Source organism: Caulobacter sp. BK020 (assembly GCF_004342605.1).
In the GTDB taxonomy this organism is placed as follows: domain Bacteria; phylum Pseudomonadota; class Alphaproteobacteria; order Caulobacterales; family Caulobacteraceae; genus Caulobacter.
Genome location: NZ_SLZL01000001.1, coordinates 194910 through 219923, shown reverse-complemented (window position 1 = coordinate 219923; position 25014 = coordinate 194910). Strand labels below are relative to the sequence as shown.

Sequence of the window (25014 nt, the reverse complement as noted above, 5' to 3'; positions counted from 1 at the left end):
GCGGCCATGATCGAGATGCTCACCAATCCCCAGACCCTGTTCAGCGCCTTCATCGCCATCGTGGTGTTCGCCACCATCGTCACCCTGGCGTCGCCGATGATGAGCAACAACAACCTGGAAGGCCGGCTGAAGTCGGTGGCCAACCGCCGCGAGGAGCTGCGCCGCCGCTCGCGCGAGGCCATGGCCCAGAAGGGCGGCGGCGGTTCGCTGCGCCATGTCGACGAGGGAATGTACAAGAACGTCGTCGAGCGCCTGCAGCTGTCCAGGCTGCTCGAAGATCCCAAGGTGGTCGACAAGCTGGCCCAGGCCGGCTTCCGCGGTCCCAAGCCGGTTTCGACCTTCTACTTCTTCCGCTTCGTGATGCCGTTCGCGTTTGCGGTGGTGACCGCGTTCTACCTCTATGTCGTCAACGGCTTCGGCCTGCTGACGATGCAGAAGATCGCCATCTGCTTCCTGGCCCTGACGGCCGGCTACTACGCGCCCAACCTCTACATCTCCAACGCCGCCCAGAAGCGTCGCGAGTCGATCGTCGCGGCGTTCCCCGACGCCCTGGACCTGATGCTGATCTGCGTCGAGAGCGGCATGTCGATCGAGGCGGCCATCGCCAAGGTCGGGTCCGAGGTCGGCTCGGCCTCGATGGAGCTGGCCGAGGAGCTCAGCCTGCTGACCGCCGAGCTCAGCTACCTGCCCGAGCGGCGCCTGGCCTACGAAGGCCTGGCCCGGCGCACCAACCATCCCGGCATCCGCTCGGTGGTCACCGCCATGGTCCAGGCCGAGCGCTACGGCACCCCGCTGGGCGCGGCGCTGCGGGTGATGGCCAAGGAAAACCGCGAACTGCGCCTGTCGGCCGCCGAAAAGAAGGCCGCGGCCCTGCCGGCCAAGCTGACCGTGCCGATGATCGTGTTCTTCCTGCCCGTGCTGTTCGTCGTGATCATGGGCCCGGCGATCATCAAGATCCAGGACGTGATGAAGGGCCGGTAGGGGGCCTTCAGTTCCCTTGTATCTGGATCACGCCTTCGAGCCGCGATCCAGATACAAGGGAACTGGGGCAGGCGCCCCCTAACCCCCCGCCTTCACCGCGTCGTATGACCGGGTCGCGCCGGCCTGGCCGACGGCGGCGCGGAGCCAGGCCAGGTTGTTGTCGACCGATTCCGGCGGCAGGTCCTGGCGGGCGAGCTTCTCGGCCTCGTCGAGGCGCCCCTGAAGTCCGACCACCAGGGCCAGGTTCTGGCGCACCTGGATGGTGGCGGTGGGCAGGACGGCGGCCTGGCGCAGCAGCTTCTCGGCGCCCGGCAGGTCGCCGGTCGAGGCCAGGTGCAAGGCCAGATTGGTCAGCGGAACCGCCTCGGCGGGGGCCAGGGCCACGGCCTGGCGATGGGCCGCCAGGGCCTCGTCGTCGCGCTTGGCCTGCTCGTAGGCCACGCCCAGCAGCGACAGCGGACGCCAGTCGCGCGGCTGCAGGGCGGCGGCCTTGCGGCCCGGCTCGATGGCGTAGAAGCCCTGGCCGCGCGCCACGTTCGCCCGGGCCGATTCCATCAGGGCGTCGTAGTTGTCGGGAGCGACGATCAGCACGCTGGCGGCCGCATCGGCGGCCTCGTCATAGCGGCCCAGGGCGCGCAGGGCCTGGGACAGGCCGACGCCGGCCTCGACGTCGCGGCCGTCGCGCTCGACCTGCGACGCCCAGAAGGCCATGCGGGTCAGGGGATCGGCGCGCTGGGCCTCGGCCCGCTCGGCGGGCGTGGCCTTGGGCGGCGCCTCGGGCGCGGCGGCGGGCGGCGCGGCGACCGGAGCGGACGGCGCGGGCTTGTCGGCGGCGTGGGCCGACGCCGCCATCCACACGCCGGAGGCGAGGACAGGGCCAAGAACGGTTGCGAGGCGCGCGCGCATGCGACACATGAAGAGGAATCTCCCGACGGCGCCCGCATCCTCGCGCGCGGCCCTCAAGGAATCGTTAAGCATAATTTTCACCCCTCAAGGGCGCGTCCATGTCGGAACCGATCATCGCTTCCTCGTCCCGCTTGCCCGAGGACGGCGCGCCGACGCCCATCCACTGCCTGTACGAGGCCGAACTGGCCGCCTTCGTCGAGGCGCGGCCGAGTTTCGTGAAGGGCTTCGTGGCCCTGGAGGACTTCAAGGCCAAGGCCGGCCAGGTGCTGGTTTTGCCCACGCCGCAAGGGGCCGTGGACCGCGTGCTGCTGGGCCTGGGGACCCGGGGCAAGGCCGAGGCCATGCTGTTCCGCGCCCTGCCCGCCAGGCTGCCGGCCGGCGACTACCGCCTGGCGACCATCCCCGACGGCCTGGATCTCGGCCAGATCGCCCTGGCCTTCGCCCTGGGCGCCTATCGCTTCGACCGCTACCGGCCCTCCACGGGCGCGGGGGAGGCGCGACGACTGGTCGCGGACGAAACCGTCGATCTGGACGAGGTCCGCGCCGTCGCCCACGCCTGCGCCCTGGCCCGCGACATGGTCAACACCCCGGCCAACGACATGGGGCCGCTGCAGATCGAGACCATCGCCCGCGAGATCGCCGAGCGGTACGGCGCGAGCCTGGACGTCATCGTCGGCGACGACCTGCTGGACCAGAACTATCCCGCCGTCCACGCCGTGGGCCGCGCCGCCGTCCCGGCTCGCGCGCCGCGGATGCTGGAGCTGACCTGGGGCGACGCCGCCCACCCCCGCGTCGCGATCATCGGCAAGGGCGTGGTGTTCGACACCGGCGGCCTGGACATCAAGCCGTCCGGCGGCATGCGGTTGATGAAGAAGGACATGGGCGGGGCCGCCCATGCCCTGGCCCTGGGCCGGATGGTGATGGCCGCCGGCCTGCCCGTGGCGCTGAGCGTGCTGGTCCCGGTGGTCGAGAACGCCATCGCCGGCGACGCCATGCGGCCCGGCGACGTGCTGGCCACCCGGGCCGGACTGACGGTCGAGGTCGGCAACACCGACGCCGAGGGCCGGCTGATCCTGGCCGACGCCCTGGCCCGCGCGGCCGAGCTGGAGCCGGTCCTGACCATCGACCTGGCCACCCTGACCGGCGCCGCCCGCGTCGCCCTGGGGCCGCAGGTCATCCCGTTCTACACCCCCGACGACGACCTGGCTCTGGAGATCGAGGAAGGCGCGCGCGAGGCCTCCGACCCGGTCTGGCGCATGCCCTTGTGGGATGGATACAGGGAGGCGGTCGAGAGCGACATCGCCGACCTGAAGAACGATCCCGACGCCTGGGCCCAGGCCGGGTCGGTGACCGCCGCCCTGTTCCTGCAGCGTTTCGCCCCGACCACCGGGTCCTGGGCGCATTTCGACATCTTCGCCTGGAACCCCAAGGCCCGGCCGGGCTTCGCGTCCGGCGGCGAAGCCCAGGTGATCCGGGGCCTCTACGGCATGCTGAAGTCGCGGTTCCCGAAGGCTTCGGCATGAGCGGTCCGCGCCCGTACGATCCCCGGGTGACCCTCGCCCGGCCCGACCTGGCCGATCTCGACCTGCAGGGCCTGGTCGCCGCCGAGCGCTACGAGGCCCCGACCCTGCGCCAGGTCGCCGTCCCGACCGCCGCCCTGCGCAAGGCCGCCCACCCGATGGCCGAGCAGTGGGACCAGCTGCTGTTCGGCGAGCTGTTCAAGGTGCTGGAGGTCAAGGACGGCTTCGCCTGGGGGCAGGCGGCGCGCGACGGCTATGTCGGCTTCGTCGCCGAGGACGACCTGGCCGCCCGCGGCGCGCCGGCCACCTGCCAGGTGGCGGTCCCGCGCACCTACGCCTTCGCCGAGCCCGACATCAAGTCACAGCCGGTGGGCCTCTATTCGCAGAACGCCCTGACCGCGATCGAGGCGACCGAGGGGCGGTTCGCCCGGGGCGAGGGCACGGGCTGGTTCGTCGCCGCCCACCTGGCGCCGGTCGGCGTGTCGCTGGGCGATCACGTGGCCGTGGCCGAGGGCTATCTGGGCGCGCCCTACCAGTGGGGCGGCCGCGAATCGCTGGGCCTGGACTGCTCGGGCCTGGTGCAGCAGGCCCTGGCGGCCTGCGGCAAGGCCGTCCCGCGCGACACCGACATGCAGCTGGCCTTCTTCGCGCCGATCGCCGAGGCCGACCGCCGGCGCGGCGACCTGGTGTTCTGGAAGGGCCACGTGGCCCTGCTGCTGGACGCCGACACCATCCTGCACGCCAACGCCCACCACATGGCCGTGGCGGTCGAGCCCCTGGCCGGGGCCGTGGCCCGGATCGAGGCGGCCGGCGGCGGGGCGGTGACGGGGTGGAGAAGGCCGTAGCTACAGACGGGGACACGCCGCGAGGGCGTGTCCCCGGTCAGCGCGCGCCTATTTCGGCCACTGGGCCAGCCAGTCGACGATCGACTGCGGCGTCATGTGGCGGGCGTCGGTCAGGGCGAAGAAGGCGCCGTCGTTGACCAGCTTGCCCTTGGCGTCGACCACCAGGAAGCTGGGCACGCCCTTCAGCTTGTCCAGGCCGTAGCGGGCGGGGATCTGCATGTTCTTGTCGTAGCGGCCGACGTTGACCGTCACGACCTCGTAATGCTTGTCGACCCAGGCCTTGACGTCCGGCTGTTCGATGACGCCGGCGAAGACCCGGCAGTCGCCGCACCAGTTGCCGCCGAAATCGATCAGGGTCAGCTTGTGGGCCTTCTTCGCGCGCTTGAGCGCGGCGGCGACGTCGGCCTCGGCGTCGGCCTTCTCGTCGTAGGGGTAAGGCGGGGTCGGCAGGTCGGCCAGCGACTTGAGGGCCACGGTCGGCGCCTTGGCGGCCCAGGCCAGGCTTGGGAGGGCCGAAGCGGGGGCGGCGATCAGCAGCGCGGCGAAGGAGGCGGCCAGCAGGCGAGACGTCATGGTCGAACGGTTCCGGTGAAGCGGTACGGTCCGATACTCTACTCATGGAATGGGGATAAACGGCAAGGCAGCTTTGCTGCGGGTGGTTCCACGAGGCCTGGGGCGCCTGGAAAGGCGGCAAGGAAAAGGCCGCGAAGCGAGCTTCGCGGCCTTCGATTCTTCGGACCTGACGACGATCAGGACTTGGCGGTCGTCGCGGCCGGGGCCGGGGTGGCCGGCGCGCCGGCGGCCGGAGCTCCAGCCCCGGCCGGAGCCGGAGCGCCCGAAGCCGCGGGGGCGGCGCCGGAAGCGGCCGCGCCGGCGGCCGGAGCCTCGCCAGCGGGAGCCGGAGCCGCGCCGGCCGGCTTCGGGGCCGGGATCGGCAGGGACGAGCCCAGGCTGTGCAGGTAGGCGATGATGGCGATCCGGTCTTCCTGCTTCTTCAGGCCGACGAAGGTCATCTTGGTGCCCGAGACGTCCTTGCCCGGCGCCTTCAGGAAGGTGTCCAGCTTGTCGTAGTCCCAGACCGGGTTCTTGTTGCCGTAATCGACCATGGCCGGCGAATAGGCGAAGCCGGGATGGGTGCCGGGCTTGCGGCCCACCACGCCGAACAGGCCGGGGCCGGTGTGATTCTCGGCGGTGAAGTTGTGGCACGAGGCGCACTTGGCGCTGACGGCCTGGCCGGCGGCGACGTTGGCGGGGGTCAGGACGCTGCCCCAGTCGGGCGCGGCCTCGGCCGCGGCGCCGCCTTCGCCCGCCTCTTCGGCGACCGCGATCTCGTAGCCGGGCTTCTCAAGCTCGTGCTTGGCGAAAACGATGTCCGACGCTTCCCGCAGACCGAAAATGATCAGGCCGGTCAGCAGCACGCCGCCAGCGATCTTGTTGAACGTCAGGTCGCTCATCTAAAGCCTTACCAGCCTCTTGGGGGCCGTCTGACGACAGGCCCGAAATCCGCGCCCGGAGGTTTCCCCCGCGCGCTCCATGTTGCGCTCGCGTCTCTTACACGCTACCGCCCGGGGCGCAACCGGGCAGCAACGGTTTTGACCCGCATCGGCCTTTCATGAACCCCATCGTCGTCATTCCCGCCCGCATGGCGGCCACTCGCCTACCGGACAAGCCTTTGGCCGACATCGGCGGCCTGCCGATGATCGTGCGCGTGCTGCGTCAGGCCCAGGCGGCGGGAATCGGCCCGGTGGCGGTGGCGGCCGGCGACGCCGCCATCGTCGAGGCGGTCGAGCGGGCCGGCGGCCAGGCGGTGCTGACCGATCCGGCCCTGCCCTCGGGCTCGGACCGCATCCTGGCCGCCCTCGACGTGCTGGACCCGGACCGCCGCCACGACGTGGTCGTCAACCTGCAGGGCGACATGCCGTTCGTGCAGCCCTCGGTGCTGAGCGCCTGCGCCGACCTGCTGGACGCCCACCCCGGCTGCGACATCGCCACCGTCGTCGCGCCCGAGACCTCGCCGGCCGACCGGTCCAATCCCGACGTGGTCAAGGCCGTGCTGGCCCTGGAGCAGGACGGCCTGTCGGGCCGGGCCCTCTATTTCACCCGCTCCACCCTCTATGGCGACGCCCCCGTCTGGCGGCACATCGGCATCTATGGCTACCGCCGCGCCGCGCTCGAAGCCTTCAACGCCGCCCCGCCCTCGCCGCTGGAGAAGCGCGAGAAGCTGGAGCAGCTGCGGGCCATGGAGCTGGGCCTCAGCCTGCGCGCCGCCGTGGCCGCCGAGGCCCCGATCTCCGTCGACAATCCCTCGGACCTGGAAGCGGCGCGCGCCTACGCCGCCGGAAAGACCGCCGCATGAGCATCCTCAAGAAGATCGCCTTCCAGGGCGAGCCCGGCGCCAACAGCCACGAGGCCTGCCGCACCTATTTCCCCGACCATGAGGCCGTGCCCTGCGCGACCTTCGAGGAGGCGTTCGAGGCCATCAAGACCGGCGCCTGCCAGCTGGGCATGATCCCGATCGAGAACTCGATCGCCGGCCGCGTCGCCGACGTCCACCACCTGCTGCCGTCGTCGGGCCTGAAGATCATCGGCGAGCGCTTCAAGCCGATCCGCTTCCAGCTGATGGCCAACAGGGGCGTGACGCTGGACCAGGTGAAGATCGCCTGCTCGATGCCGATCGCGCTGAGCCAGTGCCGCCACAGCCTGAAGAAACTCGGCCTGGCCCACGAGAGCGCCGGCGACACGGCCGGCGCCGCCAAGGCCCTGGCCCTGAAGCCCGACCCGACCCGCGCCGCCGTCGCCCCCGCCCTGGCCGCCGAGATCTACGGCCTGGACATCCTGGCCCGCGACATCGAGGACGCGCGCAACAACACCACCCGCTTCCTGGTGATGACCGCCGACCCCAGGCCGGAGCCGCCGCCGTTCACCCACCGCTGCGTGACCAGCTTCGTGTTCAAGGTCCGCAACCTGCCGGCCGCCCTCTACAAGGCGCTGGGCGGGTTCGCGACCAACGGCGTCAACATGACCAAGCTGGAAAGCTACATGGAGGGCGGGGCCTTCACCGCCACCTTCTTCTACGCCGAGGTCGACGGCCGCCCCGAGGACCGTCCCCTGGCCCTGGCCTTCGACGAGCTGAAGTTCTTCTCCGAGAAGTTTGAGGTGCTGGGGGTGTATCCGGCCGATCCGTTCCGGGACCGGGTGTAGGCGGTGGCCCGGTCGCGCCGCGAAGCCCTGCTGCTGGGCCTGGCCTCGGCCGGCGGCCTGGGAACCTCCGTGGGAGCATCGACGGCCCGGGCCGCTACAGTCGCCGCCGATCGGTCGCCGCCCTGGCGGGCCGGTGTGGAGGGGCAGCGCCGAGCCGACCTGGGCGACGGCTTCTATCGCAATCCGGTGCTGTCGGGCGACCGCGCCGATCCCAGCGTGCTCAAGGACGGCGACGACTATTACGCCGTCTTCTCCTCGTTCCAATACTATCCTGGCGTGGTGGTCTGGCGCTCGCGCGATCTGGTCAACTGGACCCCGGTCGGGCCGGCCCTGACAGTCCCGCTGGGCACGGTCTGGGCCCTGGACATCGCCAGGCACGACGGCCGCTATTTCATCTACATCCCCGTCCTGACCAAGGCGGAGGCGGCCGGCCTGCCGTTCAAGATCTACGTAATCCACGCGCCGTCGATGGCGGGGCCGTGGAGCGCGCCGATCGATATGGGCCTGGACGGCTATATCGACCCCGGCCACGCCGTCGGCGAGGACGGCAAGCGCTACCTGTTCCTCAACGACGGCCACCGGGTGCGGATCAGCGACGACGGCCTGCGTCCGGACGGGGCGGTCGAGAAGGTCTATGACGGCTGGCCGATCCCCGAGGACTGGGTGATCGAGGCTCCCGCGCCGGAGGGACCCAAGATCCTGCGCCACGGCGGCTGGTTCTACCTGTTCTCGGGTCAGGGCGGCACGGCCGGGCCGCCGACCAGCCACATGGCGGTGGTCGCCCGCTCGCGCTCGATCCATGGGCCGTGGGAGAACTGCCCGCACAACCCCATCGTCAGGACCACCAGCATCGACGAGCCCTGGTGGTCGCGCGGCCACGCCACCCCGGTGCAGGGACCGGCCGGCGACTGGTGGCTGGCCTATCACGGCTATGAGCATGGCTTCCGGACCCTGGGCCGGCAGATGCTGCTGGAGCCGTTTGAATGGACCGCCGACGGCTGGCCCAGGGCCCTGGGCGGCGATCTCTCCCGGCCGCTGCCCAAGCCAAGCAGGACAGCGACCAACCCGCACGGCCTGGCGCTGTCCGACGATTTCCACCAGGCCATGCTGGGCTCGCGCCTGGCCTTCTTCGCGCCGAAGCCCGGCTATCTGGACCGCGTCCGGCTGGCCGACGGCGGTCTGGTCCTGAAGGGTCAGGGAAGCGGCCCGGCCGACGCCTCACCGTTGGCCATGATTGCCGGCGATCGGTCCTACGAGGTGACCATCGACCTGGAGCTTCGCGGCCCGGGCCAGGGCGGCCTGCTGCTGTTCTACGACGACAAGCTGTTCTGCGGCGTCGGCGCCGAGGCCGAGCGGCTGCACGCCTACAAGGGCGGCAGAGAACAGGGTTATCCGGCGCCGGGACCTGGCGAGGGGCGTCGTCTGGGCCTTCGCGTGGTCAACGACCGCGATGTCGCCAGCTTCTTCGTCCGCCGGCCTGGCGGCGCGTGGCGGAAGATCGTGTCCTACGAGGTGTCGGGCTACAACCACAACATGGCCGACGGCTTCCTGAGCTTGAGGCCCGCCCTGTTCTCGGCCGGAGAGGGCGAGGTGGTGTTCCGCGCGCTGACCTATCGGGCCCGGGTCTCAAGCTGATCGAGGCCAGGCCGAGCACCGGCTTCGCGTGCGACGCTGAAGGTGATCGGCCCCGGAGGCCTGTCGCAACGGCACGCTTCCGGATAGCGCCGGTCGGCGTCTAATCTCCTCCGAACGAAGGTGGGGAGGCGAGAATGAATACGCTGATCGCGCCAGTGATGGCGCTGACAGCCTGGTCGCTGGTGATCTGGCTGTGGATGTACGTCCAGCGGCTGCCGGCCATGAGCCGGGCCGGGATCAAGCCGCAGGACGCGGCCTTTCCGGGCGGCTTGGACGGCCTGCCGCCGATCGCCCGCCAGGCCGCCGACAACTACAACCACCTGATGGAGCAGCCGACGATCTTCTACGCGGCGGCCCTGGCCATCCAGGTGGCCGGCCATGGCGATCCGCTGGCGGTGCGGCTGGCCTGGGCGTTCGTGGGCCTGCGGGTGCTGCACAGCCTGATCCAGGTCAGCGTCAACATCGTGCTGCTGCGTTTCACCGCCTTCGCGGCGGCGACGCTGGTGCTGGCGTGGATGGTGGTTCGAGAGCTGGCGGTGCTGTTCGGGTAAATGATCCTCCCCCTATGGGGGAGGATTTAGCCCTATTCCCCCTCCGCCCAGGCCTTGATCAGCTGGTGGGCGATCGCCAGGGGCGGGGGGGCGAAGAAGCCTTCCAGCTCGCCCTTGATCAGGGCCTTCGCCTCGTCCTTGGTGAACCACTTGACCGCTTCCAGCTCGGTCTGGTCGGGCGCGGCGACGTCGCTGTCGACGTCGGCCATCAGACCCATCATCAGCGACGAGGGCCACGGCCACGGCTGGCTGGAGTGGTAGCGCACCGCCGTGGCGGTCAGGCCGGCCTCTTCCTTCAGCTCGCGGGCGCAGCCTTCCTCGATGGTCTCGCCCGGCTCGATGAAGCCGGCCAGGGCCGAGTACATGCCGGGCGGCCACAGCGCCTGGCGGCCCAGCAGGCAGCGGCCGTCGTGCAGGGCCAGCATGATCGCCACGGGGTCGGTGCGCGGGAAGTGCTCGGCCTGGCAGGACGGGCACTGGCGCTTCCAGCCGCCGTCGCTGACCACTGTCTCCTGGCCGCAGTTGCTGCACCACTTGTGCTTGCGCCGCCATTCGAACATCGACTTGGCGGTGGCCAGGATGCCGGCGTCGGGCGGCGGCAGGGTCGGGGCGACGCCGCGCAGCTCCTCGAACCGGCCCAGGCCCCGCAGCGGCCCCTCGGCCGGGTCGGCCCCGCCCTCCAGGTCGACGGCGAACACCGCGATGTCCTTCCACAGGCCCAGGAACAGCAGCCGCTCGGGGGTGGCGGCCAGGTCCTTGGCCATGTCGGCGCGCAGATAGGCGATCTGGGCGCCCGTCACCTTGCCATCGTCGCCGACGGCGTCCTCGACCAGGGCCTTGCCGTTCCAGACGGCCACGGCCAGCGACTGCGGGTCGGCGGCCTTCTCGGCCAGCCAGGCCTCGTCGCCCCGGCGCTCGCTGGCGCGGTCGAGCGGATTGCCGGCGAAGGTGTTGGTGATGATCGAAAGGGCCATGGCGAATCTCTAGAGCATTTTCGCGCGAAGGGGATTCGGCTTCGCGCGAAGAAAATGCGGCCCGGCGCAAAAGCCGCCGCGACGAAGAGTCGTCACGGCTCCGCGCATCGTGTCTTGCATCCGTCACGATGAGTCGCGATATAGGCCTTGGAGACCGGCGCGGACGGAGTCCTCGCCAACCTGGTCAGGGCCGAGAGGCAGCAGCCACAACGAGATCCCCTCTGGGTCGCTGTCCGGTCTCCACCTTCCGCCAAAATCTGTCAGCTTCTGGCCGCCAAGGGCCGCGCGAGCCTTTTGCTGCGCCCGTCCGCACACTACACTCACGCCATGGCCGACCACGACGACCTCACGACCGATTCCGCGCCGCCGTGGGACGAAGAACCCGCCGAACGCGACGAGAACACCGCCGACATCTTCGGCGGGCCGCCGGCCGCGCCCCAGGCGATGCCGCCGGCCGTGACGACGCCTGCCGCCGCCGACCAGGCGCCTGCGGATCCGGACGCCGCCTACACCGTGCTGGCGCGCAAGTACCGGCCGCGCACCTTCGAGGACCTGATCGGCCAGGAGGCCATGGTCCGCACCCTGGCCAACGCCTTCTCCACCGGCCGCATCGCCCACGCCTTCATGCTGACCGGCGTGCGCGGGGTGGGCAAGACCACCACCGCCCGCCTGCTGGCCAGGGCGCTGAACTACGAGACCGACACGGTCAACGGCCCCTCGGTCGACCTGACCGTCGAGGGGCGGCACTGCAAGGCGATCATCGAAGGCCGGCACATGGACGTGCTGGAGCTGGACGCCGCCAGCCGCACCAAGGTCGACGAGATGCGCGAGCTGCTGGACGGGGTGCGCTACGCCCCGGTCGAGGCGCGCTACAAGGTCTACATCATCGACGAAGTGCACATGCTGTCGACGGCGGCGTTCAACGCCCTGCTCAAGACGCTGGAAGAGCCGCCGCCGCACGCCAAGTTCATCTTCGCCACCACCGAGATCCGCAAGGTGCCGGTGACGATCCTGTCGCGCACCCAGCGCTTCGACCTGCGCCGGGTCGAGCCGGACGTGCTGGTCAAGCATTTCGGCCGCATCGCCGCCAAGGAAGGGGCCAAGGTCGAGGAGGACGGCCTGGCCCTGATCGCCCGCGCCGCCGAGGGCTCGGTGCGCGACGGCCTGTCGCTGCTGGACCAGGCCATCGTCCAGGGCGAGCGCGGTTCGACCGTCACCGCCGCGGTGGTGCGCGACATGCTGGGCCTGGCCGACCGCGGCCAGACCATCGCCCTGTTCGAAAACGTGATGAGCGGCAAGCCGGGCGAGTCGCTGAAGGGCTTCCGCGCCCTGTGGGGCTTCGGCGCCGACCCGGCGGTGGTGATGCTGGACCTGCTGGATCACTGCCACGCGGCGTCGGTGGCCAAGGCCCTGGGGCCGGACGCCCTGTCGATGCCCAAGGAGCAGGCCGCGCGCCTGACCTCGATCGGGGCCCAGACCTCGGCCGGGACCCTGGCGCGGCTGTGGCAGATGCTGCTCAAGGCCCATGACGAGGTGCGCCGCGCGCCCGACGCCATGGCTGCGGCCGAGATGGCGCTGATCCGCCTGTGCTACGCCGCCGACCTGCCCGGTCCGGAGGAGGCGCTGAAGGCCCTGCGCGACGGCCAGCCGGCCGGCCCCGGCGGCGGGGGCGGCGGCGGTTCGATCGGCGGCGGCGGAGGCGGGGCCGTCAACGCCCAGGCCCGAGTGATGGCCGCGCCCTCGGCGCCGGCCGCGCCGGTGCTGGCGTCCTTCGAAGACGTCGTGAAGCTGATCGCCGAGAAGCGCGACATCGGCCTGCGCCTGGACGTCGAGCAATATGTCCGCCCGATCAGCTTCCGGCCCGGGGCGATCACCTTCGAACCGGCCCCCGGCGCGCCCGGCAACCTGGCCGGCCGGCTGGTGCGGGCGCTGAAGGAATGGACCGGCCAGCCCTGGCTGGTGGCGGCAGAAGGCGGCGGCGGGGCCGAGAGCCTGTTCGAGCGCCAGAAGCGCGAGGAGCGCGAGGAGCTGGCGGCGATCAAGTCCGACCCGTTCGTCGCCTCGGTGCTCAGCGCCTTCCCGGGCGCCGAGATCGTCGAGGTCCGCACGATCCTGACGCCCCAGGCGCCGCCGATCGAGCCGGATGAAGTCGAAGACCTGTAGGCTTTCCTATATCTGTCTTCGCCGGGGAAACGGACTTTGATCCTCGCGCCCACCCATGGAGCTAAACCTGATGAAAGACCTCAACGGCCTGATGAAGCAGGCCCAGGCCATGCAGCAGAAGCTGGCCGACGCCCAGGCGCGGCTGGCCGAACTGACCGTCGACGGCACGGCCGGCGGCGGCATGGTCACCGTCACCCTGAAGGGCTCGGGCGAGCTGGCCAAGGTGGTGCTGGACGAGAGCCTGGTCGAGCCGGGCGAGGGCGAGGTGATCGCCGACCTGATCGTCGCCGCCCACGCCGACGCCAAGAAGAAGCTCGACGCCAGGCAGGCCCAACTGATGCAGGAAGCCGCCGGCCCGATGGCCGGCATGATGGGCGGCCTGCCGGGGATGAAGTTCTAGAGCGTTTCCCATTTTGACTTCCGCTCATCCCGGCGAATGCCGGGACCCAGATCCAAAGGCTGGGTCTGACTGGAAGAACTCCGCGCTTGTGGAAGCCGGCTCCGAGCTATTCCATCTGGGTCCCGGCATTCGCCGGGATGAGCGGATCTAGGGAGAGGACACCATGCTCCGTTTGCCCACCGCCCTGATCGCCCTGGCCCTGGCCGCGCCGGCCGTCGCCCTGGCCGACCCGCTGCCGGCCGACCTGGCCGCGGCGGCCCACGCCTATGACGCGGCCCAGGTGAACGGCGACCGCGCGGCGCTGGAGCGGCTGGTGGCCGACGACTACGTGCTGGTCAACGGCGCGGGCCAGGTCCAGGACAAGGCTCGGCTGATCGCCGACTATGTGGCCCCCGGCTTCAAGCTCGACCCGTTCACGATCGAGGAACCGGTCGAGAAGGTGCTGGGCGACACGGCCCTCCTGGGCGGCCGGGTCAATATGACGGGCACGGACGGCGGTCAGCGCTTCGCCCTGGTCGTGCGCTTCGTGGACGCCTGGGCCCGGCGCGACGGCCAGTGGCGGGTGGTCTATTCGCAAGTCACCCGGGTGGCCAAGTCCTGATGGCCGCCTCCGCCGGACCCGAGATCGAGCGCCTGATCGCCCTGCTGTCCAAGCTGCCGGGCCTTGGGCCGCGCTCGGGCCGGCGGGCGGCCCTGGCCCTGCTGAAGAAGCGCGACACCCTGCTGGCCCCGCTGGCGGCGGCGATCGTCGACGCCCAGGCCAAGGTGCGCACCTGCTCGGTGTGCGGCTCGCTGGACACCTCCGACCCCTGCGCCGTTTGCTCGGACGCCACGCGCGACAACCGCCTGCTGTGCGTGGTCGAGGAGGTGGGATCGCTGTGGGCCATGGAGCGCGGCGGCTCGTTCAAGGGGCGCTACCACGTGCTGGGCGGCCTGCTGTCGGCGCTGGACGGCGTGGGGCCCGAGGCCCTGCGGGTCAACGAACTGCTGGGCCGGGCCAGCAACAGCGAGATCGCCGAAGTCATCCTGGCCCTGCCGGCCACCGTCGACGGCCAGACCACCGCCCACTACCTGGCCGACCGCCTGGCGCCCACGGGCGTCTCGGTGACCATGCTGGCGCGCGGCGTGCCGGTGGGCGGCGACCTGGACTGGCTGGACGACGGCACGATCGCCCAGGCGCTGAGGGCGAGACGGCCGGCCTAGGGCGAACACTTGCCCCCACCTGACCGCTTCGCGGTCTGTCCGCCCCCATAGGGGGCGGAGCCGCACGGCGCGGCGACAGCGTTCTTCCCCCTCCTGGGGGAAGACGACCGCGAAGCGGTCCGTAGGGGGCCAGTGCGCCGCTTTCCCGATCCCCCGACTCCGGCTAAGAACGGAGCATGAACTTCGCAGATCCGTTCCTGATCCTCGCCCTGGTCCTGCTGCTGGCGGCCTTGGCCGCCATCGGATTCGCCGTCTGGGCCATGCGCCGCGCTGCGGAGGCCGAGGCCAAGGCGTGGCGGCTGAACGAACAACTGGTCCAGGCCGGCGAGCGGGCCCGGCTGCTGGAGGACCAGGCCGCCACCCAGGCCGAGCTGATCCGCGCCCAGGCCGCCCAGCAGGCGACCATGACCGCCAACACCGTGGCCGAGGCGCTGATCAAGCGCACCGAGGAGAACTTCAAGAGCCGCGAGCTGCTCAGCCAGCAGCGCCTGGAGGCCCAGCTCAAGCCGGTGGCCGAGACCCTGGCCAAGTTCGAGGCCCAGGTCGTGGCCGTCGAGAAGGCCCGCGCCGAGGAGACCGGCGGCCTGAAGGCCCAGATCGCCGCCCTGATGGAAGCCTCGACCGCCACCCAGTTCGAGGCCCGCAAGCTGTCGGCCGCCCTGCGGCGCGGGGCCGGGGTCCAGGGCCGCTGGGGCGAGCAGACCCTGCGCAACGTGCTGGAGGCCGCGGGCCTCAACACCCGCTTCGACTTCGAGGAGCAGTTCAGCGTCGACAGCGACGAGGGCCGCCGGCGTCCCGACGTCAAGGTCAAGATGCCGGGCGGCGGGGTGTTCGTGATCGACGCCAAGTGCTCGCTGAACGCCTTCCTCGAGGCCCAGGAGGCGACCGAGGACCACCTGCGCGAAAGCGCCCTGGCCCGCCACGCCGCCAGCGTCCGCGCCCACATGCAGGGGCTTTCGGCCAAGGCCTACTGGGACCAGTTCGCCAGCGAGGGCTCGCCCGACTTCGTGGCCATGTTCGTGCCCGGCGACGGCTTCCTGGCCGCCGCTCTGGACCGCCTGCCCGACCTGATGACCGAGGCCATGGACCGCCGGGTGCTGCTGGTCACGCCGACCACCCTGTTCGCCCTGTGCAAGGCCGTCGCCTATGGCTGGCGGGCCGAGGACCAGGCCAAGAACGCCGCCAATATCGTCGCCGTGGGCCGCGAGCTCTACAAGCGCATCGCCGTCATGGGGGCCCATGCCGGCTCGGTGGGCAAGGCGCTGGAGGCGGCGGTCGGCCGCTACAACCAGTTCGTCGGCTCGCTGGAAAGCCAGGTCCTGACCCAGGCCCGCCGCTTCGAGGACCTGTCGGTCGACCACGAGGGCAAGGAGATCGGCGAGCTGTCGCCGGTCGAGAACGCCGTGCGGCCGCTGGTCAAGCTGGCCGAGCCTGCCGCCGAGCCGATGACGCGGCTGCAGGCCAAGCCCTGACCTGGGACGGGGACACGCGCATGCGCCTGTCCCCAGTCAGCGGCGCGGCTGCTCCCCCTCTGGGGGAGCTGTCGGCGAAGCCGACTGAAGGGGCCGCGCCCTTCGGTCGCCTTGACCCAGACCGGCGCTGCGCTTACCTGAGCGATATTATGGCCATCCGTCGCATCCTCACCGTCGATAACGCCGCCGACCTGGCGATCCTCAAGCAGGTCTCCAAGGACGTGCCTGCCGTCGACGACGCCCTGCGCGCCCTGATGGATGACATGCTGGAAACCATGTACGACGCCCCCGGCATCGGCCTGGCCGCCGTGCAGGTCGGCGAGCTGGTCAATGTCATCGTCATGGACCTGGCCCGCGAGGGCGAGGAACCGGCCCCCCGCTACTTCGTCAATCCGAAGATCACCTGGGAATCCGAGGAGCTGTTCTCGTACGAGGAAGGCTGCCTGTCGGTGCCCGAGGTCTATGACGCCGTCGAACGTCCGGCCAAGGTCAGGATCAGCTACCTGAACTACCAGGGCGAGGCCGTCGAGGAAGAGGCCAGCGACCTGTTCGCGGTCTGCATCCAGCACGAGATGGACCACCTGAAGGGCGTGCTGTTCATCGACCACCTGTCGCGCCTGAAGCGCGACCGGGCCATCAGCAAGGTCAAGAAGGCTCGCCGCGCGGCTTAAAGCGCGGCGGACGACGCGGGGGACAGACACTCACCCCGCGATCGTGCCTCATTGGCGCAGGCCTTGCCGTGAGTGTCTGTCCCCTCCTTCGGCGCCAGGTTTACCGCGTCGCCTCGTGGACTTCCTTCTTGGCGTTCGAGCCGGCCTTCTTGGCGTCGGCGTTGAGGTCGGCGGCGGCTTCCCTGGTTTCCTGGCCGGCCTTGGCGCCAGCTTCCTGGGCCTTGTCGACCGCCTCGCCGGCCGCGACCTTGGCGTCGGCGGCGGCTTCCTCGGTGCTTTCCTTCAGGGCCGTGCCGGCTTGCTTGACGTCGGGGTCGTTCTTGATATCGACGGCGGCCTGCTTGATCTCGGAACCGGCCGCCTTGGCGCCTTCCTTGATCTGGGTGGCGTGCTCGTCCGAGCAGGCGGCCAGCGACAGGGCGGCCAGGCCGGCGGCGGCGAACAGGGTGATGGAGCGCATGGCGTATCCTCCTGGATGGGTCGCCCCATAGAACGGCGGGTCATGGTCGAGGTTCCGACTCGGCCGCCAGCCTTCCTAAGCCAGCCTTCCTAAGAACGCCCGGGCCGTCTAAACGTCCGCCATGCGCCTCGCCTTCCTTGGAACCCCCGAATTCTCCGTCGCCTGCCTGGCCGAGCTGGTCGCCGCTGGCCACGAGATCGCCTGCGTCTATTCCCAGCCGCCCGCCCCGCGCGGCCGGGGCCAGGACCTCAAGCCCTCGCCGGTCCACGCCTTCGCCGAGAGCCTGGGCTTGCCGGTGCGGACGCCGGTCTCGATGAAGACCGCCGAGGAAATCGAGGCCTTCCGCGCCCTCGAGCTGGACGCCGCCGTGGTCGTGGCTTTCGGCCAGATCCTGGTCCGCGAGGTCTTGGAGGCCCCGCGTCTGGGCTGCTTCAACCTGCACGCCAGCCTGCTGCCGCGCTGGCGGGGCGCCGCCCCGATCCAGCGGGCGATCATGGCCGGCGACGCGGTGACCGGCGTCCAGGTGATGCGGATGAGCGAGGGTCTGGACGAGGGCCCGGTGCTGATGGGCGAACAGGTGCGGATCGACGCCCTGGAGACCGCCGGGACCCTGCACGACAAGCTGGCCGCCGTCGGGGCGCGCATGCTGCCCGTCGCCCTGGGGGCCATCGAGCGCGGCGCGGCCCGCGAGGTCCCGCAGGCCGAGGACGGCGTCACCTACGCCAAGAAGATCAAGGCCGCCGAGGCCCGCATCGACTGGACCCGGCCGGCCGCCGAGGTCGACCGCCACATCCGCGGGCTTTCCCCGTTTCCGGGGGCCTGGTTCGAGGCGCCGTCCGACAAGGGGCCGGTACGGGTGAAGGCCTTGCTGTCGCGCGTCGAGGACGGTGAGGGGACGCCCGGCGCGGCGCTGGACGACGGCCTGCTGATCGCTTGCGGGGAGGGCGGGGTGCGCCTGCTCAAGGCCCAGCGCGAGGGCAAGGGCGCCCAGGACGCCGAGGTCTTCGTCCGCGGCTTCCCGCTGGCGGCGGGCACGGTCCTGGCCTGATGCCCCGCTACCGCCTGACGATCGAATATGACGGCCGGCCCTATAACGGTTTCCAGGCCCAGGCCGCCCAGCCGTCGGTACAGGGGGCGATCGAGGCGGCGGTCAAGGCGTTCAGCGGCCAGGCGATCCGCATCGCCGCCGCCGGCCGCACCGACACCGGGGTCCACGCCACCGGCCAGGTCGTGCAGGTCGACCTGGAGCGCGACTGGCCGGCCGAGACGGTGATGAACGCGCTGAACGCCCACCTGACGCGCGAGGCGGTCAGCGTGCTCGACTGCGCCCTCGCGCCGGAGGGCTGGCACGCCCGGTTCTCGGCCAACGAGCGGCGCTATCTCTACCGCATCCTCAACCGCCGCGCCCCGCCGGCCCTCGACAAGGGCAAGGTCTGGCACATGAAGAAGGCGATGGACGCCGAGGCCATGCACGCCGCCGCCCAGGTCCTGGTCGGGCTGCACGACTTCACCACCTTCCGCGACATGGCCTGCCAGTCGAAGTCGCCGGTCAAGACCCTGGACGTGGCGCGGGTGTCGCGGGTCGGCGACGAGGTCCACCTGGTGTTCGAGGCCCGCTCGTTCCTGCATCGCCAGGTGCGGTCGATGACCGGCACCCTGGCCGAGGTTGGGGTCGGGCGATGGACGGCCCAGGACCTGCGCGACGCGCTGGAGGCCAAGGACCGCACGGCCTGCGGGCCTGTGGCGCCGTCGGACGGGCTGTACCTGACGGGGGTCGGGTACGAGGGGGAATCCTAGAATCCGCTCATCCCGGCGAATGCCGGGACCCAGATGGACTAACGGTGTGGCGGACGCCAGGAGCGCAGAGCCCTTCCAATCATCCATACAGCTTTGGGATCCGGGTCCCGGCATTCGCCGGGATGAGCGGATCAAGGGGAGGCTCCCTATCGTTTCTTCGCCCGCTCGGCCCGCGCCGTTTGGATCTGGCCGATCGCCAGGGCCAGCATGAAGGCGCCGAAGGCGGCGACCACGAAGGTCAGGAAAGGGGTCATGGAAGCGCTCCGTCGTTATGACGGCGAAGCTTCGCGCGACCGATGTCGATCGGCTTTGATTTGACTCAAATCCGTCGTCGAGAGGCCCTACAGCACCGAGCAGTTGGTCAGCTGGCTGAACCGCTCCAGGGCCACCGTGCCGACCACCGAGGTGCCGAACCGGTCCAGCTCCGGCGACCACACCGCGATCGCCGCCTTGCCCGGGACGATGGCGACGATTCCGCCGCCGACCCCGCTCTTGGCCGGCAGGCCGACGCGGTAGGCGAAGCTGCCGACGCTGTCATAGATGCCGCAGGTCAGCAGCAGGGCGTTCAGGCGGCGGGTCAGGCGCTCGGGGAAGATGGTCTCCTCGACGATCGGCGAGAAGCCGCCGGCCGCCAGGGGCAGCATGGCCCGGGCCAGCTGGCGGCAGCTCATGGTCAGGGCGCACTGGCGGCAATAGGCGGCGACCACGGCCTCGGGGTCGTGGTTGATCGTGCCCTTGCCGCGCATCAGGTTGGCGATGGCCCGGTTCTGCCAGGCGTTGGCCAGCTCGGACGCGGCCACCGTCTCGTCGATCTCGACCTTCTCGCCGGCCAGGAAGCCCGCGAAGCCGCGCACCAGGGCCGGCGGGTCGTTGAACACGTCCATCAGCTGGTCGCAGACGGCCATGGCGCCGGCGTTGATGAACGGGTTGCGCGGAACGCCTTCTTCCGCCTCCAGCTGGGACAGGTGGTTGAACGGCGTGCCCGAAGGCTCCTTGCCGACCCGGGTCCAGACCTCGTCGCCGAACCGGTTCAGGGCCAGGCCCAGGGAGAAGATCTTGGTGATGCTCTGGACCGAGAAGCCCTCGTCGGCGTCGCCGACCACCGCCTCCTCGCCCGAGACCAGCCGCACGGCCATGCCGAACCTGGTCGGCGGCACGCCGGCCAGCTGCGGGATGTAGTCGGCCGGCCGGCCCTTGCCGAAGTGCGGCTTCACCAGCACGGCCACCTCGGCCAGGACGTCGGCGATCGAGAGATGGTCCATCGCCGGTTTCCGGTCCCTAAACCGCGAAGGCCGCGAAATAGCGGCCGATCAGGGCCTGGTAGATGTCGGCCAAGGCCTCGACCTCCTGGACCGGGACCCGCTCGTCGACCTGGTGCATGGTCGAGCCGACCAGGCCGAACTCGACGACGGGGCACAGGGCTCGGATGAACCGGGCGTCGCTGGTGCCGCCGGTGGTGGACAGCTCCGGCGTGCGGCCGACAGCCTCGCCGACGGCGGCGACGATCACGTCGGTGAAGGCCCCCGGCTCGGTCAGGAACGCCTCGCCGCTGATCTTGCACAGCGCCTCGACCCGGCCGGAGAAGCCCTCGGCGGCCTCTCGGCACTCCTGCTCGATCCAGGCGGCCAGGTCCTTGCCCTTGTGGGCGGGGTTGAAGCGGATGTTGATCCGGGCCTTGGCGCTGGCCGGGATGACGTTGGTGGCGGTGTTGCCGACGTCGACCGTGGTCACCTCCAGGTTCGACGGCTGGAAGCCGGCATAGCCGTCGTCCAGCACCCGGCTCTGCAGGCGCGAGAGGATGTCGACCAGCACCGGGATCGGGTTGGCGGCCCGATGCGGATAGGCGACGTGGCCCTGCTTGCCGTCGACGGCGATCCAGGCGTTGAGACTGCCGCGCCGACCGATCTTGACCATGTCGCCCAGCAGGTTGGCGCTGGTCGGCTCGCCGACGATGCAGTGGTCGATGACCTCGCCCTCGGCGGCCAGGGTCTGGACCACCTTGACGGTCCCGTCCTCGGCCACGCCCTCCTCGTCGCCGGTGATCAGGAAGCTGAGCGAGCCGGGCAGGTCGTGCGGCAGGCGGGAGACGGCGGCGACGAAGGCGGCGATAGCGCTCTTCATGTCGACCGCGCCGCGGCCGAAGAGCACGCCGTCCTTGATCTCGGCCTCGAACGGACCGGCGGTCCAGGCCGCCGTGTCGCCCACCGGCACCACGTCGGTGTGACCCGCGAAGCAGAGATTGGGCCGCGCCGTCCCCCGCCGGGCGTAGAGGTTCTCGATCTTGCCGAACTTCATGCGCCGGCAGGCGAAGCCCAGGGCTTCCAGCTGGCGCTGCAGGATGTCCATCGCCCCCTCGTCGGCCGGGGTCACCGAGGGGCGGCGGATCAGGGCCTGGGCCAGGGCGACGGGGTCGAGGGGCACGGGGCCGGAGGCCGCGACGGCGAGGGAGGGGCTGGTGTCGGTCATCGCCCTGGCTTTAGGCTCCCCCGGCCACCGACGCAAACCCGAGAACGCCGCCATGCCCAAGATCGACATCGCCGCCGCGCCGCAGCGCCAGGGCAGCAACTATCCCGCGCCGTTCGACCAGCCCTGCGCCGGGCGCCGGCGCCGGGCCCTGGGCGACGCGGCCGGGCTCGACCAGTTCGGCGTCAACCTGATGCGCCTGGCCGCCGGCCAGTGGAGCAGCCAGCGCCACTGGCACTCGGCCGAGGACGAGTTCGTCTGGGTGGTCGAGGGCGAGGTGGTGCTGGTGGAGGGCGCCCTGGGAGAAGATGGAGGCGAAACCATCCTGCGGGCCGGCGACTGCGCGGCCTTCAAGGCCGGGGTCGCCAACGGCCATCACCTGCAGAACCGCTCGGACCGCGAGGCCGTGCTGCTGGAGATCGGCGCGCGCCGCCCCGACCAGGACACCTGCAGCTATCCCGACATCGACCTGGTCAGCCGCGCGGGCGAGGATTTTTATCGCCGCCGCGATGGGACGCCGTATGGACAGGCTCCGGGACCCGCAACGACGGATTGACTTGGAGGCGCAACTGCGGCAGAAACGCTTTCTGATAAGTTCCCGCTTTGTTCTATTGACCCAGCGAGTCTGGAGGATTCAACTCCGATTCGGAGATTGATCGTGCCCGGATCCACCGTCCAATTCGACCGTGAGAAATTCAAAGAGGCGATTCTCTTTCTAGCTTCGCATTGTCCGCCCGAAGAGCTTGGCAATGTTAAGTTGCATAAAATGCTTTATTTCGCCGATATGATTACTTTCCTCGAAGAAGGAAGGCCGCTCACTGGCGTGGATTATTTAAAGCAGAAGTTTGGTCCCACCGCGCGACATCTCACGTCGGCCGTGGACGAGTTGGCCAGAGAAGGCCGTTTAACCGTTCGCGAGACCGAATATCATGGCTTCTTCAAGAAGGATTATGTTGCGGCGCGACCTTTCCAGCCTCTGCGCTTGGCCGAAGGCGAAGTGGCGCTTTTGAGAGATGTCGCTGACTTCGTTCGTGGAAAAACCGCACGCCAGATCAGCGAAATCAGCCACAACGCCGCATGGGAAGCCGCCGAACTGGGCGAAATCATACCCTATTTCACCGCTTTGCAATTGGTGCCGGTGGAAATTACGGACGCGGATCGCGCGTGGGCTCTAGAAACGGCCAAGACCCATGCGAGTGCGCGACCGTTCTGATCAGCCACCTTTCTTGATCGGCCATTCAGAGCTTTTCGAGACAGCCATCTACGCCTTGCAACGGCAGTTTCCGTTCATTGACGAAGGTGTCCAGTATCTCGAATGGTCGTTGAGACGGACGCCGTTCAACAACGAACGATGCTCTGCTTTTGATGAGCGAGACATCTTCATCGCTGTCGCTCCGAGAACGCCGAGAGCACCGAGCTTTCGTGTGCTCTATGAGGTCTTCGATCACAAGGTGTTCCTTTGGCATATATCGGTAAGGGAGCCATAGTCGCAGGCGACATCTCGTCATGGACCGCTAGGTCAAGGTTTCAAGAGCTTCCCGGAGGTCTGGCCGCTCAGCGGGAACGCGGCTTTCGCAGGCGCGCCTCACGGTGTGGATCGCATCGGGGACTTCACCATCGACCCGCTCCAGCAGTTCGCCCAGCAGCCGGCCGAAGGCCAGGACGTCCAGTCGTTCCAGCGGGTCGCCGGGACCGGCGGGCAGGAACGAGGCCCCGCCCAGGTCGCTGAGCACCGCCCCGCCGGTCGCGCCGTCCCACAGGGTGTTGTGGCCGTAGAGGTCGCCGTGCGACAGGCCGCTGGCGTGCAGGTGCGCCGCGCCGGCCGCCACGTCGCGGGCGATGCGCAGCGCGACCTCCAGGTCCAGGCGCAAGGCCGGGTCGTAGACGTCGCGGCTGCAGCTTTCCAGGCTGGGCGGGCCGGCCAGCACCCGCCAGTCCGAGGGGAGCAGCGGCATCAGCAGCCCTTCCGCGCCCTCGGGATGGTCGACCAGCCGGCCCAGGGCGCCGGTCAGGTTCGGGTGCTCGCCGGCGGCCAGGCAGGCGGCCATCTCGCGCTCGGGCAGGCCGTCGCTGGTCATCGCCCCCTTGAACAGCTTCAGGGCGACGGGACGGACCTTTCCGCCATCGAGCCAGTCGGCCGCATGGACCTGGCCCGAGGCGCCCTCGCCCAGCGACCGACCCAGCCGCAGGGCCGACCAGGCGACCGTTCGGCTGGAGGCGGGCGCGCCGTGGTCGAACGGATTGCCGGCCCAGGCCAGCCAGGCCAGGCTCGGCGCCTCGGCCAGCCATCCCGGCAGGGCCTCCAGGCGGTTGGCCGACAGGCGCAGCAGCTCCAGCCGCGGATGGCCGGCCAGGCTGCGTGGCAAGTCCGTCAGGCGATTGCCCGACAGCATCAGCTTCTGCAGCATCCGCCGTTCGCCCAGGGCGTCCGGCAGGACTTCGATGGCGTTGTCGGTCAGGGTCAGCCAGCGCAACGAGGGCGGCAGGGCCTCGGCCGGGACCTCCCGCAGGCCGCAACCGCGAAAGCCGACCTGGCTCAGCGCCGCGCAGTCGCCCAGCCCAGGCGGCAGGCGCTCGAACCGGTTACCCGAACAGAACAGCACCCGCAGCTTGGTCAGCCGGCCCAGGTCGTCGGGCAGGCTGGTCAGCGCGTTGCCGCTGAGGTCCAGCACCTCCAGCGTGTCGGTCAAGTCGAGGATCTCGCGCGGAAACGCGGTCAGGCCTTCGCGCAGCCGCAGCTCGCGAACTCCGGCCAGGTCGCCGTTGCGCAGGGCGGTCAGGGTCTGGCCTGGCATGACGCGGTCCTTGGCGGCGGGGCGAGCGCCCCCTCAGTCGGCTTCGCCGACAGCTCCCCAGAGGGGGAGCAGCCAGCAAGGCGTGTGGCCCGAAGGGCCGGAGGGGGCCAGGGGCCTAGTCGCGCAGCAGGTCGTTGATCGAGGTCTTGGACCGGGTCTTGGCGTCGACGGTCTTGACGATCACGGCGCAGGACAGGCTGGGGCCGCCCTTGGGATCGGGCAGGCTGCCGGGCACGACGACGCTGTAGGGCGGCACCTTGCCGATGTGGACCTGGCCGGTGGCGCGGTCGACGATCTTCGTCGAGGCCGAGATGAACACGCCCATCGACAGCACCGAACCCTCGCCGACGACGACCCCTTCCACCACTTCCGAACGGGCGCCGATGAAGCAGTCGTCCTCGATGATAGTCGGGTTGGCTTGCAGGGGCTCCAGCACCCCGCCGATGCCGACGCCGCCCGACAGGTGGACGCGCTTGCCGATCTGGGCGCACGAGCCGACCGTCACCCAGGTGTCGACCATGGTGGAGTCATCGACATAGGCGCCGATGTTCACGAACGACGGCATCAGAATGACGTTCTTGCCGACATAGGCGCCGCGGCGGACGATCGCGCCGGGCACGGCGCGGAAGCCGGCGGCCTCGAACTGCGGGGCGTCCCAGCCGTCGAACTTGTTGGGAACCTTGTCCCACCACGGGCCGACCGCGCCGCCCAGGGTCCCGGCGTGCATCACCCGGTTGGGGTTGAGGCGGAACGACAGCAGCACGGCCTTCTTCAGCCACTGGTGGGTGGTCCATTCGCCGTCGATCTTCTCCGACACCCGCACCTTGCCGGCGTCGATCATCAGCAGGGTCTCCTCGACCGCCGTGCGCACTGGGCCGGTGGTGGCGGTGGAGGCGCCGTCGCGGGCTTCCCAGGCGGCTTCGACTTCGGTCTGCAAGTCGGCGAGGGTCAGGCCGGAAAGGTCTTGGGCGGTCATG

At 70.2% G+C, this 25014-nt stretch carries 26 protein-coding genes and 1 other RNA gene; 18 read left to right on the top strand and 9 right to left on the bottom strand.

The genetic code is table 11. From position 1 onward, the window contains the following. The first annotated feature begins 6 nt into the window (after nt 1–6). Complete coding sequence (locus EV278_RS01115; RefSeq protein ID WP_132085828.1) at nt 7–981, top strand: type II secretion system F family protein; 975 nt, start codon at nt 7–9, stop codon at nt 979–981. A gap of 78 nt (nt 982–1059) precedes the next feature. On the opposite strand, the gene EV278_RS01110 is transcribed toward EV278_RS01115, so the two are convergent. Then, nucleotides 1060–1896 carry a pilus assembly protein TadD gene (locus EV278_RS01110; protein WP_132085826.1) on the bottom strand — a complete coding sequence of 279 codons (837 nt, stop codon included), beginning with the start codon at nt 1894–1896 and terminating at the stop codon, nt 1060–1062. Nucleotides 1897–1985: 89 nt separating this feature from the next. Here EV278_RS01110 and EV278_RS01105 point away from each other — a divergent pair, with 89 nt between their 5' ends. Together EV278_RS01105 and EV278_RS01100 are read left to right on the top strand one after the other, a co-directional pair. After that, a complete protein-coding gene (locus tag EV278_RS01105) occupies nt 1986–3410 on the top strand; it encodes a leucyl aminopeptidase family protein (RefSeq protein WP_132085824.1) in 1425 nt (474 codons plus the stop codon). After that, nucleotides 3407–4252: an NlpC/P60 family protein gene (locus EV278_RS01100; protein WP_132085822.1), complete on the top strand. Its 846-nt coding sequence runs from the start codon at nt 3407–3409 to the stop codon at nt 4250–4252. The genes EV278_RS01105 and EV278_RS01100 overlap by 4 nt, the downstream gene beginning before the upstream one ends. Before the next feature lie 48 nt (nt 4253–4300). Here the strand turns inward: EV278_RS01100 and EV278_RS01095 are convergent, their stop codons facing one another. Both EV278_RS01095 and EV278_RS01090 read right to left on the bottom strand, forming a co-directional pair. Then, complete coding sequence (locus EV278_RS01095) at nt 4301–4825, bottom strand: thioredoxin family protein (protein ID WP_132085820.1); 525 nt, start codon at nt 4823–4825, stop codon at nt 4301–4303. A gap of 176 nt (nt 4826–5001) precedes the next feature. After that, nucleotides 5002–5706, bottom strand: coding sequence for a cytochrome c family protein (locus tag EV278_RS01090; protein WP_132085818.1), 705 nt, complete (start codon nt 5704–5706; stop codon nt 5002–5004). A gap of 158 nt (nt 5707–5864) precedes the next feature. Here EV278_RS01090 and EV278_RS01085 point away from each other — a divergent pair, with 158 nt between their 5' ends. The 4 genes from EV278_RS01085 to EV278_RS01070 all read left to right on the top strand — a co-directional run bounded on the left by EV278_RS01085 (nt 5865) and on the right by EV278_RS01070 (nt 9639). Beyond that, entirely contained in the window at nt 5865–6608 is a 744-nt protein-coding gene (locus EV278_RS01085; protein WP_132085816.1) for a 3-deoxy-manno-octulosonate cytidylyltransferase, read from the top strand. Continuing rightward, nucleotides 6605–7453: a prephenate dehydratase gene (locus EV278_RS01080; RefSeq protein ID WP_132085814.1), complete on the top strand. Its 849-nt coding sequence runs from the start codon at nt 6605–6607 to the stop codon at nt 7451–7453. Before EV278_RS01085 ends, EV278_RS01080 begins: the two co-directional genes overlap by 4 nt. 3 nt (nt 7454–7456) lie before the next feature. Next, complete coding sequence (locus EV278_RS01075; protein WP_132085812.1) at nt 7457–9088, top strand: family 43 glycosylhydrolase; 1632 nt, start codon at nt 7457–7459, stop codon at nt 9086–9088. 134 nt (nt 9089–9222) lie between these two features. Continuing rightward, entirely contained in the window at nt 9223–9639 is a 417-nt protein-coding gene (locus tag EV278_RS01070; RefSeq protein WP_132085810.1) for an MAPEG family protein, read from the top strand. A 32-nt stretch (nt 9640–9671) separates the two neighbouring features. Here EV278_RS01070 and nudC read toward each other — a convergent pair whose 3' ends face one another. Further along, nucleotides 9672–10613 (bottom strand): NAD(+) diphosphatase, encoded by a 942-nt coding sequence (nudC, locus tag EV278_RS01065; RefSeq protein WP_132085808.1) that lies wholly within the window; start codon nt 10611–10613, stop codon nt 9672–9674. Between the two features lie 148 nt (nt 10614–10761). Here nudC and ffs point away from each other — a divergent pair. The 7 genes from ffs (at nt 10762) to def (ending at nt 16522) form a co-directional block, all read left to right on the top strand. Continuing rightward, nucleotides 10762–10859: signal recognition particle sRNA small type (gene ffs / locus EV278_RS01060), an RNA gene on the top strand. 81 nt (nt 10860–10940) lie between these two features. Then, nucleotides 10941–12776, top strand: a complete 1836-nt coding sequence (locus EV278_RS01055; protein ID WP_132085806.1) for a DNA polymerase III subunit gamma/tau — start codon at nt 10941–10943, stop codon at nt 12774–12776. Between the two features lie 70 nt (nt 12777–12846). Beyond that, complete coding sequence (locus EV278_RS01050) at nt 12847–13176, top strand: YbaB/EbfC family nucleoid-associated protein (protein WP_132085804.1); 330 nt, start codon at nt 12847–12849, stop codon at nt 13174–13176. Nucleotides 13177–13339: 163 nt separating this feature from the next. Then, the gene (locus EV278_RS01045) at nt 13340–13777 is read left to right on the top strand and encodes a nuclear transport factor 2 family protein (RefSeq protein WP_132085802.1); all 438 of its coding nucleotides are present in this window, start codon (nt 13340–13342) and stop codon (nt 13775–13777) included. Beyond that, entirely contained in the window at nt 13777–14379 is a 603-nt protein-coding gene (gene recR / locus EV278_RS01040; protein ID WP_132085800.1) for a recombination mediator RecR, read from the top strand. The genes EV278_RS01045 and recR overlap by 1 nt, the downstream gene beginning before the upstream one ends. Before the next feature lie 176 nt (nt 14380–14555). Next, nucleotides 14556–15851: a DNA recombination protein RmuC gene (locus tag EV278_RS01035; protein ID WP_132085798.1), complete on the top strand. Its 1296-nt coding sequence runs from the start codon at nt 14556–14558 to the stop codon at nt 15849–15851. 149 nt (nt 15852–16000) lie between these two features. Further along, nucleotides 16001–16522 (top strand): peptide deformylase, encoded by a 522-nt coding sequence (gene def / locus EV278_RS01030; protein ID WP_132085796.1) that lies wholly within the window; start codon nt 16001–16003, stop codon nt 16520–16522. A 100-nt stretch (nt 16523–16622) separates the two neighbouring features. On the opposite strand, the gene EV278_RS01025 is transcribed toward def, so the two are convergent. Next, nucleotides 16623–16982 (bottom strand): cell surface protein, encoded by a 360-nt coding sequence (locus EV278_RS01025; protein ID WP_132085794.1) that lies wholly within the window; start codon nt 16980–16982, stop codon nt 16623–16625. Nucleotides 16983–17103: 121 nt separating this feature from the next. On the opposite strand from EV278_RS01025, the gene fmt reads away from it, so the two are divergent. Next, nucleotides 17104–18030 carry a methionyl-tRNA formyltransferase gene (gene fmt, locus EV278_RS01020; protein WP_132085792.1) on the top strand — a complete coding sequence of 309 codons (927 nt, stop codon included), beginning with the start codon at nt 17104–17106 and terminating at the stop codon, nt 18028–18030. Continuing rightward, nucleotides 18030–18779 (top strand): tRNA pseudouridine(38-40) synthase TruA, encoded by a 750-nt coding sequence (truA, locus tag EV278_RS01015; RefSeq protein WP_132085790.1) that lies wholly within the window; start codon nt 18030–18032, stop codon nt 18777–18779. Before fmt ends, truA begins: the two co-directional genes overlap by 1 nt. A gap of 341 nt (nt 18780–19120) precedes the next feature. Here truA and EV278_RS01010 read toward each other — a convergent pair whose 3' ends face one another. Together EV278_RS01010 and dapE are read right to left on the bottom strand one after the other, a co-directional pair. Further along, nucleotides 19121–20041, bottom strand: a complete 921-nt coding sequence (locus tag EV278_RS01010; protein WP_132085788.1) for a glutaminase — start codon at nt 20039–20041, stop codon at nt 19121–19123. A 16-nt stretch (nt 20042–20057) separates the two neighbouring features. After that, nucleotides 20058–21245 (bottom strand): succinyl-diaminopimelate desuccinylase, encoded by a 1188-nt coding sequence (gene dapE, locus EV278_RS01005; RefSeq protein ID WP_132085786.1) that lies wholly within the window; start codon nt 21243–21245, stop codon nt 20058–20060. A 52-nt stretch (nt 21246–21297) separates the two neighbouring features. Here dapE and EV278_RS01000 point away from each other — a divergent pair, with 52 nt between their 5' ends. Together EV278_RS01000 and EV278_RS00995 are read left to right on the top strand one after the other, a co-directional pair. After that, nucleotides 21298–21798, top strand: coding sequence for a cupin domain-containing protein (locus EV278_RS01000; RefSeq protein ID WP_132085784.1), 501 nt, complete (start codon nt 21298–21300; stop codon nt 21796–21798). A 102-nt stretch (nt 21799–21900) separates the two neighbouring features. Next, nucleotides 21901–22455: a Panacea domain-containing protein gene (locus tag EV278_RS00995; RefSeq protein WP_132085782.1), complete on the top strand. Its 555-nt coding sequence runs from the start codon at nt 21901–21903 to the stop codon at nt 22453–22455. A 301-nt stretch (nt 22456–22756) separates the two neighbouring features. Here the strand turns inward: EV278_RS00995 and EV278_RS00990 are convergent, their stop codons facing one another. Next, complete coding sequence (locus EV278_RS00990) at nt 22757–24037, bottom strand: leucine-rich repeat-containing protein kinase family protein (protein ID WP_132085780.1); 1281 nt, start codon at nt 24035–24037, stop codon at nt 22757–22759. A 115-nt stretch (nt 24038–24152) separates the two neighbouring features. Beyond that, nucleotides 24153–25013 (bottom strand): 2,3,4,5-tetrahydropyridine-2,6-dicarboxylate N-succinyltransferase, encoded by an 861-nt coding sequence (gene dapD / locus EV278_RS00985; RefSeq protein ID WP_132085778.1) that lies wholly within the window; start codon nt 25011–25013, stop codon nt 24153–24155. Between the last annotated feature and the right edge of the window lies 1 nt (nt 25014).